This window comes from Myxococcus sp. CA023 (assembly GCF_010998615.1).
GTDB lineage: Bacteria > Myxococcota > Myxococcia > Myxococcales > Myxococcaceae > Myxococcus.
On record NZ_JAAEAH010000012.1, the window covers coordinates 95,144 to 113,578 of the forward strand.

Genomic DNA, 18,435 nt, shown 5'->3' on the forward strand with positions numbered 1-18,435 from the left:
CCTGCCCCTGTCAGGCGACAGCTTGATTCGCAGGTGCGCGGTGCACACCGATGTGCCAGGGCGACGAATGACACGAAAGGGGCGTTTCGCAGCCAGGCATGGTGGGACAACGATGCAAACCCGAAGAGGCCCCCGCCAACCGGCCGGGCACGCATCCGCACGTGCGAGCCCCCTGGTCAAGCCGGAGGTCCCGGACGCGCTCGTGGCGCCCGCATCAACGACCCACGGCTGCAATTCGACGATCGAGCGGGGAATCAAGGCGCTGCCGACGGGCGGCGGAGCGACACCGCCGATGCACCATCCATCCTGAACGCCAGCCCCGAGGCCGCGCCGCCCCCCGATGAGGGCAGCAATACGCACACGGAGGAGAGCCATGGAGTACGCATCGATTCTCGGCATTTCGGCCCCTGCCAGCCGCGTGGGCCTGGGCACCTGGGCCATGGGCGGGTCACAGTGGGGCGGCACCGACGACGACGAGTCGGTGCGGACCATCCACGCGGCGCTCGACCTGGGCATCACGCTCATCGACACCGCGCCGGCATACGGCTTCGGGCACTCGGAGGAGGTCGTGGGCAGGGCGCTCGCCGAACGTGGCGGTCGTGGGCAGGTCGTCGTGGCAACCAAGGTGGGCCTGGAGCGGCGCGGGGACGGAGTCATCCGCAACTCATCGCGACAACAGGTCATCCAGGAGCTCGAGGTCTCGCTGAGGCGCCTGCGCACTGACTACATCGACCTCTACCAGGTCCATTGGCCGGACTTCTCCACGCCCTATGAGGAGACTGCCCAGGCGCTGCTCGACCTCCAGCGCGCCGGAAAGATCCGCGCGATCGGCGTCTCCAACTACTCCATCGACGCGATGGAGCGATTCCGGCGTGTGGCGCCGCTCGCCTCGGCGCAGCCCCCGCTCAACCTCTTCGAGCGGGAAGCCCTGGAGGAAATCATCCCCTGGTGCCGTACGAATGGCGTGGCTACCCTCACCTACGGCGCACTCTGCCGGGGACTCCTGACCGGGACGATGAACGAGAACACCCGGTTCGAAGGAGACGATCTGCGACAGACCGACCCCAAGTTCCTGCCTCCGCGCTACGCACAGTACCTGCAGGCCGTCCAGCGGCTCGCGCAGTTCGCGCGCGAGCGCTACGACAAGGGCGTGCTCCCGTTCGCGGTCCGCTGGGTGCTGGACCAGCCCGGCGTCACAGTGGCGCTGTGGGGAGCCCGCCACCCCGGCGAGTTGGAGCCGCTGCGGGACGTGATTGGCTGGAGACTCGACGACGAGGCCCTGACGTACACGGACTCGGTGGTGAACGAGTCCGTGCCCGAGCCCGTAGGCCCCGAGTTCATGGCGCCCCCGGAGCAGCGTCCGGAAGAATCAGGCGAGCGGCCAGGGGCGTCCGTCTGAGCCACGTTGGGAGCATCCTGCGCCCATCACAAATGCCTGTCCTCGTACCAGGCATTCATCCCATCGACGGCCCGATCCACATCTGCAATCGTGTTGTAGATGTGCGGGCACAGGCGGAACGTCATGTGGTCCCCGGAGCCCGCGATGCGGTAGCGCGGGTCCTCGTATAGCCAGTCGTACAGCGTCTTCTCCCGGTGCTCCTTCGGCGCCTCGACGCGCACCACTCCCCAGCTGCGCGCCGAGTCGCTTGGCGTGACGAGCTTCCACCGGCTCCCCGACTTCTGGAGCCGTGACATGAGGTGCTGGCCGAGTTGGGCGATGCGCTCGTGGGGTCTGCGCGGTTGCAGGACCGTCCACATCATCTGGGTGAGGTCGAGCGCGATGATGTTCACGTCGTCGCGCTGCCCGATGAGCTCGAACCTCAGCGCGTTCTCCGGCAGCTCCCGGTACGGCACGATGACGATGCGGTAGTCGTACCCGAAGATGCTTGGCATGAAGTTCCGGGCCTTCTCATTGCGCATGAAGAGGATGCCCGTCTCCTTGGGCCCCAGGAACCACTTGTGAGCGCTGGAGACGAGGCTGTGGCAGTACGCGTTCGCCAGGTTGAGCGGGCGCGCGCCCCACGCCATCGTGCCATCGATGTGGACATGGCAGTCCGGCCGGTTCGTCTTCACGTGTTCCCAGATGGCGCGCATCACCGACTCGGGCATGCGGAAGCCATTGCTGTTGGCCGTCTCCGTGTATGTCACGAAGCGCGTGCGCTCGGTGATTCGATTGATGAAGGCCGCCGCGATGTCCGCCTCCGGGGCGTTCGTCGGGAAGGACACCTCCTCCACCTTGAAGGGCGTCGGGCCGCCGGGCCACTCGGCTCGCATCTTCCAGGCCTCGCGGTTGGTGGGGTGGTTCTCCGCCCACATCACCACGGTGTCATTCCCGTCCGCGCTCCAGCCCCGAAAGCCGCAATTGATGGCGTTGTTCGCCTCCGTGGCGTTGCGCACGATGGCGAGGTCGGTCGGGTCGCTCAGGCCCAGGCCGGCGGCCAGGCTCTTGCGCGTCCGCTCCAACTGGAGCACCCGCTCGCCCTGCGCGGTGCGCATCTGCTGCGAGACGTTGAGGTTGTATTCGAGGCGCAGCTCGTTGAGCGACTCGATGAGCGCCGTGGGCTCCGGGCAGAGGTTGGCGGCGTTCATCGGCGTGACGCGCTCGGAGGGCGCGACCGTCGCGAAGCCGAACTCCTGCTGGAACGCCGTCCAGAACGCCTCGTCGGTCTTCTTTGATGGGGCACGGACCGCCTCGAAGAAGCGGTTCAGCTTGTCCGTCAGCGCGCGTCCTCGCTCCTTGGAAAGGAGCCCCACGTCGGACAGCGACGTGAGGAGGGGGCGGCTGTCGACGGACTCGGCCGCGCTGGCGACCACGTCGGAATTGGGGGCTTTGAACATGGGGCGATCCGGAAGGAGTGGGTCAGCCACCGTGCACCTGGTTGCGACGCTGGGACATCCTCCCGCAGGACACCTCGCCAGTCGGGGACCGGACATATGCCGGTCCCCATCCCGAGTCTTCGTCCTCACACCGGAGCGTCGTAGGCCCACCCGCCGAAGGACGCACTGCATGAAGTGGCCTTGGCGCCCCCATGACGCAGCGACCGAATTTGGGGCAGGCCCCCTGGAGTTGCCCCCGTCAAATCGGACAGCTCAGGCTTGGAAATTGGCAGTACGGAACTCGCGGGGTGACATCATCTTCAATCCGCGATGAGGGTGGCAGCGGTTGTAGTCGTCGAGCCGGGCCTTCGCAGACTGGACTTCCTTCTGGGCGCCTGTGGCGTTGGAAGTGGGCGCGGCGGAGGTGGTGCCCTTCTCGGGCTCGACGCGGCGCTGTCCGTCGTGGGCACCCACGTTTGGGTTGTTGCTAGCGGAAGGATTGCAGGAAATCGACCGCTCCCCTCCGTGACAGTGCCCCAGCTCCCTGGCACAGGGGCGCTCCCCCCCCCTTGGGCCTGGATGCCCTGGGAGGGAAGGTCCGGGCCTCTGCCAGGATGGCGCCTGGGTGACGGGACGCCTTGCGCCATGTCCGGGGAATTCGAACGAAGGCCTGTCACGCTCATCGCCCGTGCCGCCTAGAAGGGGCGAGGACGGCATGAGGCCCGTCCCAGAGGACCTTCTTGATGCATACCGCTGTTGACTTCGCGACGGAGCAGGAACAGGTAGCTTGCGCGGGCCGGAGGGCTCCTGCTCGTGCCCCGATGTCGCTGGGTTGACCGATTCACAGGGGAGCAGGGTGACTTCCCTCGAGGTGCGGGCCTGAACCGGAAGCATTCAGCATGAGCGTGCGCACGGTCTCTGAACTCGATGCGCTGATGGCACGGCTCGCCGAGGGCGACCGGGTCGCGTTCACGCGTGTCTTCGAGTTGCTCTGGGGCCCCATCCAGAAGCTATGCCTGAGCCTGCTCAGGAACGAGGCAGACGCCGCTGACGCGGGTCAGGAAGCGATGCACAAGATTCTCGAACGCGCCTCCGACTTCGACAAGACCCGTCCGGCGATGCCCTGGGCCCTCGCCATCGCGGGCTGGGAGTGCCGGACCCTGGCGCGCCGCCGAGATCGCCGGCGCGAATCCCACGCGGACGCCATGCCCTCGTGCGCCGGACCTCACGCGGAGGAGGAGTTCCTCCAGCGGGACCTGACCGCCGCCGCGATGGCCGCCCTGGGAGAGCTCTCGGAGTTGGACCGCGAGGTGCTCATCGCCACGTTCTGGGACGAGGCCGCGTCGGTCTCTGGCGCCACGCTGCGAAAGCGCCGTGAGCGCGCACTGGACCGGCTCCGAAAGGCTTTCAGGAGGCTCTATGGGCTCGACTGACATCCAACTGCTTCAACGACGGGTGCGCCGGACCTACGAGCTCGCGAGGCTGCGACGCGCGCTCGTGGGCGTGCTCCCGATTGTCGTCGTCACCGCGATTGCCGCCCTTCTCGCGAGCCGGCCCGCGCCACCTCTCACGTTCGGCCTGGCGACAGCGCTCATGGGAGCGATGATGCTCTGGCACGGCCGCGATCCGCAGAAGGCGTTCCTGCCTGGCGTCATCGCGGGGCTCGTCCCGCTCGCGCTCGCGCTCGGCACCGGCGCCCTGCACACCTGTGGCACAGCCAACTGCTCCTACCTGTGCATCCCTGCGTGTGTGCTCGGCGGTGTGGTCGCGGGAATGGCGGTGTCGGGGGTCAGCCTCCAGCGTCGCGCGGGCCCCTGGTTCTGGGTCTCCGCCTCCGGGCTCGCGCTACTTACCGGCGCCATGGGCTGCGCGTGCATGGGCGCATCGGGCGTCGTCGGCCTTGGCATGGGCTTCGGAGCAGGGATTGTTCCTGGCCTCTTGCGCCGCGTTTTCGGAAAGAATGACTCCTGAACAAACGCGATTGATTCTCGAACGCCCGCCGAGGCGCGGACTCGCACCATCGCCCCGAATTTCCCTCGGAGCCCTGGCCTCCGCCAGGTCATGAGGCGTTCGGCCGCTCGAGAATCGTGAACTCCGGCTTGGCGGAGACCCTTCAAAGGGAGACATGACGATGAGAGCCAATATCTGGGCTGTAGTAGGACTGATGATGCTCGCGGGGGCCTGTACACAGCAGGCCACGCCCACCATGAAGATGACGCCAGCGCCTCCAGTCCCTGAACAGAGTGCGGGGCAGCAAGGCCACCTCACCCTCGTCACGGACCGCAGCCTTGTCTGCATGGTGAACGACCAGCACATGGGCCGGCCACAGATACCGGTCGAGGTCAGCGGGCGCACGTATTACGGCTGTTGCGAGATGTGCAAGGACCGGCTCGCGAATAACGCGACGTTCCGGACCGCGACTGACCCGGTGAGTCAGCGGCCCGTGGACAAGGCGACGGCCGTCATCGGCATCACCCAGGACAACTCCGCGCTCTACTTCGAGAACGACCAGACCTTCGCCGCCTACTCGCGTCAGGCTGCGGGGGCGTCCCGGTAGGTCAGCCCCCGCTGGGAAGTCCCGGACGCCGCCCACGAATGGCGCGGGCGGCTTGGTGAGCCCCCGCAGCGCGGCCCCCGTCGGACCCCAACAATTCTCAAGGTGTCACGCTCCACGCCTGACGCGCCTAGGAACACGTCGAGTCAGCCAGTTCGCTCGCACGCATCCGCGGACGGCAGACTCGGCGCACCTCGTCGCTGTGCGTGAATCACCAAGGAGATGTCGTGTTCGGGTTTGCATTGCTCTCGCGTGGCGCCGCCGCCATTTCAGGCTTCGGCGCCGTGCTCGCCGTTGCCTTATCTCCGGCCGAAGCCCCGGCTCAAACGCTGACCCTGCGCGAGTCATTGGACACCGCGCTTCACAACTACGGTGACATCCGCGCGAAGCAGTCTCGTCGCGACGCGGCCGAGCATGATGTGTCATATATCCGGAAGAGCTATCTCCCCGACGTCATGCTGTCGGCGCAGCAGACGTTCGGCACCGTGAATGCCCTGCATGGGACGCTCTATTCTCCTGGCGGCCCCTCCAATGCATCGACCAGTCTCCCGTTGCCGGAGCAGAACTGGAACGCGGCGTTCGGCGCCTTGTACTCGGTGCTCGTCCACTGGAACGTCTCCACCTTCGGCCGTCTCGACCGGCAGATTGAGCTGTCGGAGAGGACGCACGAACTGAAACAGCGCGAACTCGAGCTCGCGCGGTTCCAGCATGAGGTTCGCGTCACCCACGCGTACCTCAACCTATCGACCGCTCAGCGCATCACCCACATCCAGAAGCAGAGCGTGGCACGCTTCGAGGTCGTGCTCGAGTCCGTCCAGAGCCACGCCGAGAACGGATTGGTCCCCGGGGTGGATGTCTCCTTCGCGCGCGCCGAACTCGCCAACGCCAGGTCCCTCCAGCTCAAGGCCTATGACGCCGAGCTCCTGGCATCGAAGGAGCTTGCGGTCCTGATGGGCGTTCCGTATCGCGAGTTCCAGCTTGAGCCGACGTTCCACCAGTCGACGCCCGAGCCCGGCGCGCCAGCGCACGTCGCGCCCGGGCATCCCGTCCTCGCGGAGCACGAAGGGAAGGTCCGCCGCGGCGAGCAGGAAAGGAAGGTGGCCGCGGCCGAGGGCCTGCCCACGCTCTTCGCCTTCGGCATGTTGCAGGGGCGCGGCTCGGGCTTTCGCTCCAACTACGCGCAGGACCAGGGCGCGTTCTCGAGCGGGTACCTCGGCGGGGTCGGCATCGATCGGGGCAACACCATGGTCGGGTTGGGATTGAGTTGGAACCTGACCTCCGTGCTGCGCAGCTTCTCCAGCGAGGCAGCGCAGGACGCACGTACCCGCGCGCTCCACCAGGAGCAGGAGCTGGCCACCCAGGAGCTGGTTGCCCAGGCGCGCTTCGCCGAGCACAAGTTCTCCCTGGCGCGAGAGGTGACCCACCACGCCGTGTTGCAACGGGACGCCGCCGCGGAGGGGTTCCAGCAGAGCAAGGCCCGCTACGACAGTGGGCTCGGGACGATTGTCGAACTCACCCAGGCGACGTTCTCCGCGACCCGGGCCGATGTCGACCTCGAGCTCGCCCAGAACGGCATCTGGCAAGCCCTTCTTCTCAAGTCGGCCGCGGCCGGTGACCTCAACGAATTCCTGCAGCAGGTCCGTGGAGTGAAGAAGCAATGAGCATCCTGAAGGTCTCCTTACGAAGGCCCGTCACCGTCCTCGTGCTGGTCGTCGCCATGGTCTTTTTTGGTGTGCGTGCGGCCAAAGATATCAAGGTCGACGTCCTGCCGGAGATGAACCTCCCTGTCGTTTACATCGCGCATACCTTCAACGGGTATACGCCAGCACAGATGGAGGGGTACTTCACGAAGATGTACGTGAACATGATGCTGTTCACGAACGGCATCAAGAACATCGAGACGAAGAACACCCAGGGCCTGACCCTGATGAAGCTCTCGTTCTACGAAGGCACCGACATGGGGCAAGCGGTCGCGGAGATCAACGCGCTCTCGAATCGCTCCCAGGTGTTCCTGCCCCCCGGCGCGCCTCCCCCCTTCATCATCCGCTTCGATGCCTCGTCGCAGCCGGTGGGACAGCTGGTGTTCCGCAGCGAGAGCAAGACCAACAACCAGCTCCAGGACATCGCCAACTTCACCGCACGGCCGTTCCTCATCTCCATCCCCGGCCTCACGACGGCGCCCCCGTTCGGCGGCAGCCCGCGCACGATTGAAATCAACATCGAGCCGGAGAAGCTGCGCGTGCACAACCTCACGCCCGAACAGGTCGTGGAGGCCATCGCTCGCCAGAACGTGACGGCGCCCTCCGGGAACGTCCACGTCGGTGACATGACCTACATCACGCCGACCAACAGCACCCTTCGCGCCGTGGAGGACTTCGGGAACATCCCGCTCCTCAAGGGCTCGGTGGCGAACGTCTACGTCCGGGATGTCGCGACCGTGAAGGACGGTGCCGACATCGCCACCGGCTACGCCCTGGTGAACGGCAAGCGCTCCGTCTATCTCAACGTCGCCAAGGCGGGGAATGCCTCGACGGTGCACGTGGTACAGCAGCTCAAGGAGTCCATCCCCCGAATCCAGAGCAACCTGCCCGACGACGTTCACATCTCCTACGAGTTCGACCAGTCCGTCTACGTGGTGGGGGCCCTGAAGGGGCTGATTGCGGAGGGCGTGCTCGGCGCGGTGCTGACGGGGCTGATGGTCCTGCTGTTCCTGCGTGACATGCGCTCCGCGATCATCGTCATCATCACGATTCCCATCGCCATCATCTCCGGCGTGCTGTTCCTCAAGCTGTTTGGCCAGACCATCAACATCATGACCTTGGCCGGCCTGGCGCTCGCAGTTGGCATCCTGGTGGACGAGAGCACGGTGACCATCGAGAACATCCATCAGCACCTCCACCGCGGCAAGGCGGTGGCGGTGGCGGTGTGGGACGCGTGCCTGGAGATCGCCTTCTCGAAGCTGCTCATCCTGCTGTGCATCCTCGCTGTCTTTGCGCCCGCCCTCACGATGGGCGGAATCCCCGGGGCGCTCTTCCGGCCGCTCGCGCTGGCCATCGGATGCTCGATGGTCGTCTCCTTCCTGCTCTCGCAGTCACTGGTGCCGGTGCTGGCGAACTGGATGCTCAAGCAGCACGGCCCGCCCCCGGGCGGTGAGGGCGCCAGCCTCCCCCCTGGGCGCGTGCGCCGCGTGATCGAGCGCATGCTGCCGCACAGGAAGTTGCTCGTCTTGGCAGGCGTGGGAGGCCTCATCGTCCTGGCGGTGGTCTCGCTCCAGCGCATTGGCAAGGACGTGCTGCCGAGAGTCAACTCCAGCCAACTCCAGCTGCGGCTCCGCGCGGCGGAGGGAACCCGAATCGAGAAGACCGAGCAGGTCGTCCACCAGGCAATGGGCCTCGTCGAAGAAGTCGTGGGCGCCGGGAAGGTCCGAATCTCTTCGGCCTACGTGGGCCAGCACCCCTCATCGTTCGCCATCAGCCCCATCTATCTCTACAACGCGGGCCCCCACGAGGCGCTCCTGCAGGTCGCCTTCGAGGGTGGCGTCGGCGACATCGACGCGTTGAAGGAGCGCATCCGGCAGCGAGTGCGCGAGGCGATGCCAGATGTCCAGGTCGCGTTCGAGCCCGTGGAAATCACGGAGAAGATTCTCGGTCAGGGCGCGCTGTATCCCATCGAGGTCCGGTTCTCCGGGATGAAGAAGAAGGTCAACGAGAAATACGCGGGGATGCTGCTCGAGAAGCTCCGGGGCATCTCCTATCTGCGAGACCAGCAGGTGCAGCAGTCGCTGCGCTACCCGGCCCTGAACGTGGAGGTGGACCGGATTCGCGCGGCCCAGCTGGGCATCGACATGCAGGACGTCACGCGCTCCCTGACCGCGTCCACGTCGTCCTCGCGCTACACGTCCAAGAACATGTGGGTCGAGGGCATGATGGGCATCGCATACGACGTGCAGGTCCAGACGCCCGCGAGCGAGCTGAACAGCGAGCAGGACCTGGCGCAGGTGCCGCTGTTGAAGAACGCGACCCGCCCCGTCCTCGGAGACGTGGCGACCATCACCCCTGGCATCGCGTACGGGGAGACGCACAACCTGGGGACCATGGCGTTCGCCTCGGTTACCGCGAATATTCACGGCAAGGACCTGGCGCAGGCCCGGCGCGACGTGCAGGCGGCGATTGCATCCATGGGCGAGCTGCCCAAGGGCGTCAACGTGCAGATGGCGGGACTCTCCGTCGTCCTCGACGACACCATGCGCAGCCTCGCGAACGGGCTGGTAGTCGCGGTCCTGGTCGTCTTCTTGCTGCTCGCGGCCAGCTTCCAGTCGTTCCGGTTGGCCACCGTGGTCCTGACGGCGGTGCCGGCCGTCGTGCTGGGCGCAGTCATTTCCCTGCGACTCACCGGCTCCACGCTCAACCTCCAGTCCTACATGGGCATCATCATGGCCGTCGGTGTCTCCATCGCCAACGGCGTGTTGCTGGTGGCGAGCGCCGAGCAGCGCCGGAAGGCGGGCGCGAACGCGCCCCTCGCCGCGCTCGAAGGCGTATCGCTGCGCGTGCGCCCCATCTTGATGACGACGCTGGCAATGCTCGCGGGAATGCTGCCCATGGCCATCGGGCATGGGGAGGGCGGCGACCAGATGGCCCCCCTGGCGCGAGCAGTGATCGGTGGCCTGAGCGCGTCGACGCTGATGGTGCTGTTCGGCCTGCCGCTCGCGTTCGCCTGGGCGCAGGACGCGGTCCCTACGACGTCCCGGTCTCTTGACCCTACCGATGTGGAGAGTGAACACCATGCCATGGAAGCTGCCTGAAATGCGTACACGAGCGAACCGCTGGTGCATCCTGCTGACCCTCGGTGGGCTAGCGAGTGTGAGCGGCTGCCGGACCGCAGAGCCCTCCGTGGGGGCCACCGTGCCCACCGCGCGCGCAGCCACTGAGACCTTCCGGGTCGAGGCATCCCAGCTGGCGTCGAACATGCGACTTCCGGCCGAGCTGGTCGCGGACCAGACGGTGGACGTGTACGCGAAGGTCAACAGCTACGTGAAGCACCTCCGAGTGGATATCGGCGACGTCGTCAGGAAGGGCGACGTGCTGGTGACGCTCGAAGCGCCGGAGATTGAAGCGCAGCTCGCATCCGCCAGGGCGCGGTGGGCCGCGATGGAGGCGCTCCATGTCGCGTCGAAGGCAAGCTACGAGCGCACCGTGCGGACCAGCGCGACCGAGGGTGCCGTGGCCCGCGACGCGATCGACCAGGCGCGGGCGAAGGAGCAGGCGGATGCCGCGCAAGTGGTCGCCGCCAAGGCGCACTACGACGAGCTGCTGGCCATGCGGAGCTACCTGGTGATGCGGGCACCGTTCGACGGCGTCGTGACGGAACGGAACGTGGAGCTCGGGACCTACGTGGGCCCCTCGGGCCGGGGCTCGCACAAGCCGATGCTGGTGGTGCGGACCGTCCAGAAGCTTCGGCTCCACGTGTCGATTCCAGAGGCGTACAGCCCCTATGTCCGGCTGGGTGAGACAGTGAAGTTCACCATACGCTCGCTCCCGGGGCGCGAGTTCTCCGCGCGCATCACCCGGAGGGCGGGGGCGCTCGACGCGGCACTTCGCGCGGAGCGAATCGAGGCGGACGTCGACAACCCGGACGGGGCGCTCTTGCCCTTGATGGTCGCCGACGCGAGCATTTCGCTCTCCTCGCAGGGACCCACCGTCATGATTCCCCGGACGGCGCTGGTGGAGAGCGGAATGGGCACCTACGTCCTGCGGGTGCAGGATGGCGCGGCGAAGCGCGTGCCTGTATCGCGCGGCATGCGTGCCGGCGAGAAGGTCGAGGTGTTCGGCGCGATTGAGACTGGAGACGTGCTCGTGTTGAAGGCGTCGGAGGAGATGAAGGACGGAATGGCCGTTGCCGGGGGCTGAGCTCCGCCCAGACGGCATGAATCGTCAACTGGCCGGGCACCGGAAGCGGATGGGAGGGTGTGCATAAAGCTGCACACCCATCATTCGTCTCTTTGATTGGAATATTTCCAAGACCGCCATGTACAACCGCGCCTGTCGGCGGCTGCTCGCTCCAAGCGAGGGGCCGCAAGACAGCGCACACCTCCCGCTGGCGGCCGGGCCTCTGGGCACTCATTGGACGAATCATGTCGATGAGCCGTTCACTCGCATTACCTCTATTGCTTTGTATGACCGCGTTGGGATGCTCCGACCCAGAGCCGCCTTCTCCGACTCCCGACGCGGGCCCAATACCCGATGCGGGCCTATTACCCGACGCGGGCCCCTCTCCGGATGCGGGCCCTTCTCCGGATGCGGGGCCGCACGAGGACCCGGCCCTCCAGGTGCGCATCCAACGCGTGCGACGCTACCACTCGCCCGGGGGAATCGAGATGCGCCCCGAGGACTTCGAGAGGACGCCCATCTCCCTCTTCGTCGCGGACGGAACCTCGCTGAATGAAGTTCCGGGGAGAATCGGCGGCCCTGGAGAGGTCATCTTCTCGAACGTGCCGGATGGAACGTATTACGTAAAGGTGGGCACGGACTACGTCGTCACCCGCGCTCGTGACGTGGACCTGAGTATCAACCTCGTGGGGCGTCCCGATGTTCGGCTGCAAGACAGGTCGTTCGTCTATGCGGACATCTCGCTGACTCACCTGGAACCCTGGCAGTACAGCCCATTCCCAACGCCGCCCGAGGCGCCGGGCCACTCGCTAGAAATCATGTCCGAAGAAGTTCCCTTCTCCGCGATTCTGGCGATGTCTGACGGACTCGCCGAAGGCCAGACCTCATGGAACGACTCGGGTAGGAGTATCGGCACCACGGACACTGTCCCAGTCTTCGAACGAGAACGCGGGGATAGGATTTGGGTGCACCAGTACGCCCCGCGACAGGCCGAGACGCTGCCCGAGGGCACTCCACTCGGATACAGCTCCATGGTGCGTTCCGCTCAGCTTCCCCCGCTCGACTTCGACGGCACCCATCTGATGCCCATCCAAGGAAGCCTCCAAGCTGTGCCCAGCACGCATTCACTCTCCGTGGACTGGAAGGTCTCCGACTTCAAGGCCCTCGCCGAGCAAACGCATCCAGGCGCCCAGGCGCGTCCTCTCGTGCTCTCCATCGTCACCACCATCCCCGGGGAAGCGGATGTGAGGATTCCCACGAATGGGCCCATCCTCGCGGCGATGTTGCGCCCACCATCCATGGCGGAGGATGTCCAGACCACCCTTGTCTATGGAAACCCCTATCCATCCAACCGGGATGTGCTGGTTCGTGCGTTCGTGAGCCTTCGCATTCCCCGCGCCCCCGGGGCGAATCAGTTTTTCACCACCGGCTCAATTGCATGGGTGGATCGTGTTGCGAACCTCTCGGGCCGGCCCATTCGTCCCCTTGTACAACCGCCCCGTGCCCTGATGGTGGATGGGGCCGACGGATACCTCCCGAGAACGCTCACCAGCGGACCTCAGGTTATCTCCTGGCAGGCGCCTGCGGACGGCGCGCCCGACGGCTATGTCGTGTCACTCGGAGCGCCCTCTCGCGTGGGTGGCGCTCACATCTATCTCGCCGGGGACGCGACCTCCGTCGTTATTCCTCCGGACCTGCTTCCGCCCGGCACCTCCTTTCTCCACATCGACGCGATTCGCTCGGAAGGCTATGCGCGCTCCGGACAGCCAATGACCGCGTATGACCATGTTCCGAGAGCCAGCGCGACCACGGTCAGCGGTGCATTGACCATCCCCAACTCCATTCACTGATGCCAGCTCTCGGCGGAGTCGACGATGATACATCCTCACCGACTCCGTTGAGGCTTACGCACCTCATGGATGGGATTTCCATCATGCGCGATCCGTGGTTCGCGCGGCTGCTCTGCTCATAGACCGTCTGTTCCGCGGCGACGACCGCGGGCTGGGGCCCCTGCACTCTTCGGGGCCCCATTCGCAGTACCGTGCACGCAATCACGCGTTTGCCAACGCACGCGTGGCACTGGACCCGAATTTTCGGTGGCCACGGAGGGCGTTCCTGCCCCCTGGTCGGTGCTACGTGAGCGCGACAGGCTGCGCTCGCCGGCGGCCATGTCGACCGCAGCCGCCCTCGTGGGCTCCTGCCGGTGCTGCCTTCGTGCGCCGCACTATCGTTGGCGGATGGCGATCTTCCGGGGAGTTGGAGCGCGGCGCGCCCGACGTGGACGCCACCGACGTTTCCGACCTGCCCACGCCCACCCACTGAGGCGTGGTGGTTTGTACGTAGGCAAAGCACCTGTCTGTCCGGGCGACTGTCAGGGATGCGTCGTATGACTCGGCCTGCCGTCACGCGCGAGGCATGGACAAGCACCAACTCCGTGCTCCAGTGTGCGCGGCACCAACGCTCCTGACTCAGGGAAGAAGGCATGAAGACGAAGCTCGCCGCGGTGACACTGGTTGCATCCCTGCTCGCGTCCTCCGCCGCGTGGGCCGCGGTGACGGTGCGCTACTACAACCGCGATTCGCGCGACCACTCGTGGTCCGTGGTGTGCAGCGGCGTGAAGACGTCGGTGACGTTCGGCAAGAGCCAGACGGCCTCCGTCACCATCCAGGGCTCCGGGCCCTGCTCCGTGAAGACGGACGCGGGAACCGTGGTCCTCAAGGGCGGTGAAGACCTGGAAATCAAGGATGGGCGCCTCCAGGTGAAGTGAGCCCCCGCCCGCCAGCCAGCATCCACTTAGACTAAATCCGGACCATTTTAACCTGCCTGGGCGCAAAATAAGCCCAGCCTGGATTGAATCTAGCGCGAACACACCACATCATGCATTGCGTCATTCTTCCAGACGGAGGCGCAATGAAGAAGTGGTTGGCGATGGCCCTTCTGGTGGGTGTGGGTGTGGCGGGGTTGCTGGTCGAACCGGCGGCGCAGTTGAAGCAAGGGGGGCCCATCAACACCGCGGACACGGCGTGGCTCCTCACAGCCACCGCGCTGGTGCTGCTGATGACGCCGGGCCTGTCCTTCTTCTACGGCGGCATGGTGCGGCTGAAGAACGTGGTGTCCACGCTGCTGCAGAGCTTCATCGCCATGGCGGTCATCAGCCTGCTCTGGGTGGTGGTGGGCTTCAGCCTGTGCTTCGGCGACAGCTTCCATGGGCTCATCGGCGACCCGCGAACCTTCTTCATGTTCAGCGGCGTGGGCGGTGAGACGCACCCGGACCTGGCGCCCACCATCCCCTTGATGCTGTTCGCGCTGTTCCAGCTCAAGTTCGCCATCATCACCCCGGCGCTCATCACCGGCGCGTTCGCGGAGCGCGTGCGCTTCAAGGCGTACGTGCTCTTCATGGTGCTCTTCACGCTCGTCATCTACGCGCCGCTGGCGCACTGGACGTGGCACCCGGAGGGATTCCTCCGTCAGTGGGGCGTGCTCGACTTCGCGGGCGGCACGGTGGTGCACATGTCCGCGGGTTTCGCGGCGCTGGCTGGCGCGCTGGTGCTGGGCCGCCGCAAGGTGCACGTGGAGAACACGACGCACGCGCCCGCCAACATCCCCTTCGTGATGCTGGGCACGGGCATGCTGTGGTTCGGCTGGTTCGGCTTCAACGCGGGCTCGGCGATGTCGGCCTCATCGCTGGCCACGCTGGCCTTCGCCACCACCAACACGGCGTCCGCGGCGGCGATGCTGGGATGGATTGCTTTCGACTGGCTGCGCGGCCGCAAACCCAGCGCCATGGGCGCGTGCATCGGCGCGGTGGTGGGCCTGGTGGCGGTGACGCCCGCGGCCGGCTTCATCACCGTGGGGCAGAGCATCTTCGTGGGCCTGGTCGCCAGCTTCGTGAGCAACGCGGCGGTGCACTTCAAGAACCGCACCTCCGTTGACGACACGCTGGACGTCTTCCCCTGCCACGGCCTGGGCGGCGTGGTGGGCATGGTGCTGACGGGCGTGCTGGCCAAGGACGTGGGCCTCATCTACGGCGAGACGCGCACCTTCATGATGCACATGCTGGCGCTGGTGCTGGTGTCGGTGTTCTCCTTCGCCGGCTCGTTCCTGCTCTACAAGTTGGTGGACCGCATCGTCCCACTGCGCGTCACCCGCGAGCACGAGGATGAAGGCCTGGACCTGAGCCAGCACGGCGAGACGGTGGGCGAGTCCATCATCGCGCCCGTGCCACAGCCCGCGCTCACCGCGACGACGGCGGTCGCCACCGAGCCGGCGCCGGACGCGTCCCGCCTACCTCAGCCAGCCTGAGCGACACCGAAGTCCTGTGTCGCGTGCCGCCGCTCGGGCCCCGGGCGGCGGCCTCGTTCGAAGACTGAGCAGCCTCAGCTGCTCTTCTTCTTCGCCGCGGGCGCGCGCCCCTTGCGTGCCGCGGCCCGGGCCCGGGTGGGCGCGGTTTCCGGCATGGGGCCCGTCGAGGGCGTCCCCGTCTCCACGGTGGGCTTCTGCCGGCGCTTCAACCGGCGCGGCGGCAGCAGGTCCGGTTCGCCGGGCACCTTCTGCGCCATGAAGATGGCGGCATCCAGCTTGTAGAAGCTCCGCGTCCGGTACCACGTCAGGGCGGACTCGTTGTTCTCCGCCACCTCCAGGACCAGGTGCGTGCAGCCCCGCGTCCGGGCCAGGTGCTGGAGCTGATCCAACATGAAGCTGCCCACGCCCCGCCCCTGATAGTCCGGGTGCACCGCCAGTTCCTCCACGAAGAGCGGCCGCATGCCCCGCTTCTCGAACCAGCGGGGGTTCACCCAGTTGTCGTCCCCGGTGGCCTCGAAGGCGCACTCCGAGTAACCGACGATGCTACCGTCCACCTCATAGAGGAGCTGTTCGATCCACTCCGAGGTGTAGACCTCCAGGAATCGCCGCTTGGAGCGAGGCCGCTGGTACTCCACCGTCTCCCGGTTCACGTCCCGGAAGACGAGCTTGAGGAACTCCCAGGTCCGGTTCAGGTCCCGCCTGTGGATGCGGCGCACTCGAACTTCGAGTGAGTCCGGGGGTTTGGGAGTCTTGGCCTTCGGCATACGCCCGCCTCCTTAGCAGGCTGCCGGTGGGACGCCCAGTCTCGTCGCATGCTACGACCCGGCTGGGTGTGCTGCGACATCAGGAGGGTTGCCTCATGGGGGGGTGGGAGGATGGAATGGGCGAAGTTTCCCCGGAATGCCCTGCCTGAGAGTCCCAGCCCCATGACCCTACCCGCTGATGGTGACCTCCGCATTGATGAGGTCCTGCGGAATACGTACAGGATTGTCTCCCTACTGGGACGGGGAGGAATGGGCTCGGTGTACCTGGCCCAACACCTGCGGCTTCCCGGCAAGCAGGTGGCGGTCAAGGTGCTGCGTGGCGGCGACCACCTGACGCCCGAAATCTTCGCGCGCTTCCGCCGGGAAGCGGAGATTGCCTCGCGGCTGGGCCACCCCAACATCGTCGAGGTGCTCGACTACGACACCCTGGAGAACGGCAACCCGTTCCTGGTGCTGGAGTACCTGCGCGGTGAGAGCCTCCAGGAGCGCCTGGAGCGCGGGCGCCTGCCCATGGAGGACGTGGTCTCCTTCACCCGGCAGATGGGCTCGGCGCTCCAGGCGGCGCACGGCGCGGGCGTCATCCACCGCGACCTCAAGCCGGCCAACGTGTTCCTGGTGCCCACCGACTCCGGTGGCGTGGTGGGCGAGCGCGTGAAGCTGCTCGACTTCGGCATCTCCAAGGTCCTCAGCTCCACGACGGTGCAGACGCAGGAGGCGACCATCATCGGGACGCCTCAGTACATGTCTCCGGAGCAGGCCCAAGGGAAGAACCGGGACATCGACGCACGCACGGACGTATTCGCGCTGGGGTGCATCGTCTACGAGATGATGGCCGGCAAACCCGTGTTCGGCTCAGGCAGCCTCGCACAGATGATCTTCCGCGTCGTCTATGAGCCGCCCGAGCCCCTGGCCCCGCTCTGTCCCGAGGCCACGCCGGAGGCCATCTCCGCGGTGATGCGCGCGCTCGCCAAGGGCGTGGACGAGCGCTACCCGGACGTCTCCTCCTTCATCGCGGACCTGACGGGCACGCCGCTGCACTCGCTGTCCACCACGGCGGGCAACCAGCCCGCCCCGCGTCCCCAGGCCCCGGCGTCCGGAATCGCGCTGCCCTCCGCGGGCCCGGCCTCACTATCCGCCACCGTCCCGCCCGGCAGCCTGAAGGTGGCACCGGACACGGGCCGCGAGGGCTTCGATTCCACGATGGCGCCCGGCACCGGCCAGCAGGGCTTCAGTCCATCCGCCACGGGGCAGATGGGCGTGGCGCAGTTGTCCGCCGCGTCGCTCATCGACCCGCCTGGCCTGGAGCCCACGCTCATCTCGAAGCAGCTTCCGGCCATTCCCGTGCCGGAACGCCCCGCTCAGCACCACACGGCCGTGAGCGTTCCCGTGCCCATCCCGGGCGCCGCCGAAGCCCATGCCGCCGCGGCGCTGTTGTCCGCCCCGTCCACGCCGGTCTCACCGCCCCCCGCGGCAAAGGGGCGCGGTGCATTCATCGGCGCCACCGCGGCGGTCCTGCTGGCCTCCAGCGTGGGACTCGTCTGGTGGATGAAGGGTGGCACCTCCGCCACGGGCTCGCCCACGACGCCCATGGCGGACGCCCGCGCGCCCCAGGACGCGCGGCAGGCCAATCGTACGCAGCAGGCAAACGGCACGCAGCAGGCAAACGGCATTCAGCAGGCAAACGGCACGCAGCAGGCAAACGGCACGCAGCAGGCCAACGGCACGCAGACTCCGCCGGACGCAGACAACCCGCAGCAGGTGGTGGCCGCTGTCACCCCGCCCGACAAGCCGACCTCGCGCCCGGTGACGCGTCCCGAGCCCAAGGAAGAACTTCCCGAGCAGGTCCGCAAGCTGTTGAAGGACGGAGAAAGCGCGTTGGCCTCGGGTGACGCCAGCCGCGCCATCGCGCTGGCACGCAGCAGCCAGCGCACGAAGCGCTCCATGGCGGCGTATTCGCTGCTCACTCGCGCCTACTGCCAGCAGAAGGACCTGGGAGGTGCGGTCAGCGAGTGGCCGAAGGTCGCGTCAGCGGAGCGTGCCAAGGTCAAGAAGTTCTGCCAGAAGCACGACATCGAGCTCTGAAACAGCGGGCCATCCGGGTTGGGGGGCCCTC

General features: G+C 66.7%; 13 protein-coding genes. 11 read left to right on the forward strand and 2 right to left on the reverse strand.

All coding sequences use genetic code 11. The features are described from left to right. Window positions 1–373: 373 nt before the first annotated feature. The gene (locus F8M74_RS07635; RefSeq protein WP_141252964.1) at window positions 374–1,399 is read left to right on the forward strand and encodes an aldo/keto reductase; all 1,026 of its coding nucleotides are present in this window, start codon (window positions 374–376) and stop codon (window positions 1,397–1,399) included. Window positions 1,400–1,425: 26 nt separating this feature from the next. Here the strand turns inward: F8M74_RS07635 and F8M74_RS07640 are convergent, their stop codons facing one another. Continuing rightward, a complete protein-coding gene (locus F8M74_RS07640) occupies window positions 1,426–2,838 on the reverse strand; it encodes an aminotransferase class V-fold PLP-dependent enzyme (protein ID WP_141252965.1) in 1,413 nt (470 codons plus the stop codon). Window positions 2,839–3,716: 878 nt separating this feature from the next. Here F8M74_RS07640 and F8M74_RS07645 point away from each other — a divergent pair. From F8M74_RS07645 to F8M74_RS07685, 9 genes are all read left to right on the forward strand, one after another. Beyond that, window positions 3,717–4,250, forward strand: a complete 534-nt coding sequence (locus F8M74_RS07645) for an RNA polymerase sigma factor (protein WP_141252967.1) — start codon at window positions 3,717–3,719, stop codon at window positions 4,248–4,250. Further along, the gene (locus F8M74_RS07650; protein ID WP_141252968.1) at window positions 4,237–4,788 is read left to right on the forward strand and encodes a hypothetical protein; all 552 of its coding nucleotides are present in this window, start codon (window positions 4,237–4,239) and stop codon (window positions 4,786–4,788) included. The genes F8M74_RS07645 and F8M74_RS07650 overlap by 14 nt, the downstream gene beginning before the upstream one ends. Window positions 4,789–4,948: 160 nt before the next feature. Next, window positions 4,949–5,374: a hypothetical protein gene (locus F8M74_RS07655; RefSeq protein ID WP_228559357.1), complete on the forward strand. Its 426-nt coding sequence runs from the start codon at window positions 4,949–4,951 to the stop codon at window positions 5,372–5,374. Window positions 5,375–5,598: 224 nt separating this feature from the next. After that, the gene (locus tag F8M74_RS07660) at window positions 5,599–7,032 is read left to right on the forward strand and encodes a TolC family protein (RefSeq protein ID WP_228559359.1); all 1,434 of its coding nucleotides are present in this window, start codon (window positions 5,599–5,601) and stop codon (window positions 7,030–7,032) included. Continuing rightward, window positions 7,029–10,172 (forward strand): efflux RND transporter permease subunit, encoded by a 3,144-nt coding sequence (locus F8M74_RS07665; protein ID WP_141252969.1) that lies wholly within the window; start codon window positions 7,029–7,031, stop codon window positions 10,170–10,172. Before F8M74_RS07660 ends, F8M74_RS07665 begins: the two co-directional genes overlap by 4 nt. A gap of 1 nt (window position 10,173) precedes the next feature. After that, window positions 10,174–11,277, forward strand: coding sequence for an efflux RND transporter periplasmic adaptor subunit (locus tag F8M74_RS07670; protein WP_141252970.1), 1,104 nt, complete (start codon window positions 10,174–10,176; stop codon window positions 11,275–11,277). A gap of 230 nt (window positions 11,278–11,507) precedes the next feature. Beyond that, window positions 11,508–13,106 carry a hypothetical protein gene (locus tag F8M74_RS07675; protein ID WP_228565686.1) on the forward strand — a complete coding sequence of 533 codons (1,599 nt, stop codon included), beginning with the start codon at window positions 11,508–11,510 and terminating at the stop codon, window positions 13,104–13,106. Window positions 13,107–13,738: 632 nt separating this feature from the next. Beyond that, window positions 13,739–14,023 carry a hypothetical protein gene (locus F8M74_RS07680; protein ID WP_141252971.1) on the forward strand — a complete coding sequence of 95 codons (285 nt, stop codon included), beginning with the start codon at window positions 13,739–13,741 and terminating at the stop codon, window positions 14,021–14,023. Between the two features lie 143 nt (window positions 14,024–14,166). After that, the gene (locus F8M74_RS07685; protein WP_141252972.1) at window positions 14,167–15,558 is read left to right on the forward strand and encodes an ammonium transporter; all 1,392 of its coding nucleotides are present in this window, start codon (window positions 14,167–14,169) and stop codon (window positions 15,556–15,558) included. 74 nt (window positions 15,559–15,632) lie between these two features. Here the strand turns inward: F8M74_RS07685 and F8M74_RS07690 are convergent, their stop codons facing one another. Then, window positions 15,633–16,322 (reverse strand): GNAT family N-acetyltransferase, encoded by a 690-nt coding sequence (locus F8M74_RS07690; RefSeq protein WP_141252974.1) that lies wholly within the window; start codon window positions 16,320–16,322, stop codon window positions 15,633–15,635. A gap of 162 nt (window positions 16,323–16,484) precedes the next feature. On the opposite strand from F8M74_RS07690, the gene F8M74_RS07695 reads away from it, so the two are divergent. Continuing rightward, a complete protein-coding gene (locus F8M74_RS07695; protein WP_141279463.1) occupies window positions 16,485–18,404 on the forward strand; it encodes a serine/threonine-protein kinase in 1,920 nt (639 codons plus the stop codon). The last annotated feature ends 31 nt before the right edge of the window (window positions 18,405–18,435 follow it).

Bases quoted from the DNA above. Each gene is read 5' to 3' on its own strand.
- F8M74_RS07635 (WP_141252964.1), top strand. From the start codon at position 374: ATGGAGTACGCATCGATTCTCGGCATTTCGGCCCCTGCCAGCCGCGTG.
- F8M74_RS07640 (WP_141252965.1), bottom strand. From the start codon at position 2,838: ATGTTCAAAGCCCCCAATTCCGACGTGGTCGCCAGCGCGGCCGAGTCC.
- F8M74_RS07645 (WP_141252967.1), top strand. From the start codon at position 3,717: ATGAGCGTGCGCACGGTCTCTGAACTCGATGCGCTGATGGCACGGCTC.
- F8M74_RS07650 (WP_141252968.1), top strand. From the start codon at position 4,237: ATGGGCTCGACTGACATCCAACTGCTTCAACGACGGGTGCGCCGGACC.
- F8M74_RS07655 (WP_228559357.1), top strand. From the start codon at position 4,949: ATGAGAGCCAATATCTGGGCTGTAGTAGGACTGATGATGCTCGCGGGG.
- F8M74_RS07665 (WP_141252969.1), top strand. From the start codon at position 7,029: ATGAGCATCCTGAAGGTCTCCTTACGAAGGCCCGTCACCGTCCTCGTG.
- F8M74_RS07670 (WP_141252970.1), top strand. From the start codon at position 10,174: ATGCGTACACGAGCGAACCGCTGGTGCATCCTGCTGACCCTCGGTGGG.
- F8M74_RS07675 (WP_228565686.1), top strand. From the start codon at position 11,508: ATGAGCCGTTCACTCGCATTACCTCTATTGCTTTGTATGACCGCGTTG.
- F8M74_RS07680 (WP_141252971.1), top strand. From the start codon at position 13,739: ATGAAGACGAAGCTCGCCGCGGTGACACTGGTTGCATCCCTGCTCGCG.
- F8M74_RS07685 (WP_141252972.1), top strand. From the start codon at position 14,167: ATGAAGAAGTGGTTGGCGATGGCCCTTCTGGTGGGTGTGGGTGTGGCG.
- F8M74_RS07690 (WP_141252974.1), bottom strand. From the start codon at position 16,322: ATGCCGAAGGCCAAGACTCCCAAACCCCCGGACTCACTCGAAGTTCGA.
- F8M74_RS07695 (WP_141279463.1), top strand. From the start codon at position 16,485: ATGACCCTACCCGCTGATGGTGACCTCCGCATTGATGAGGTCCTGCGG.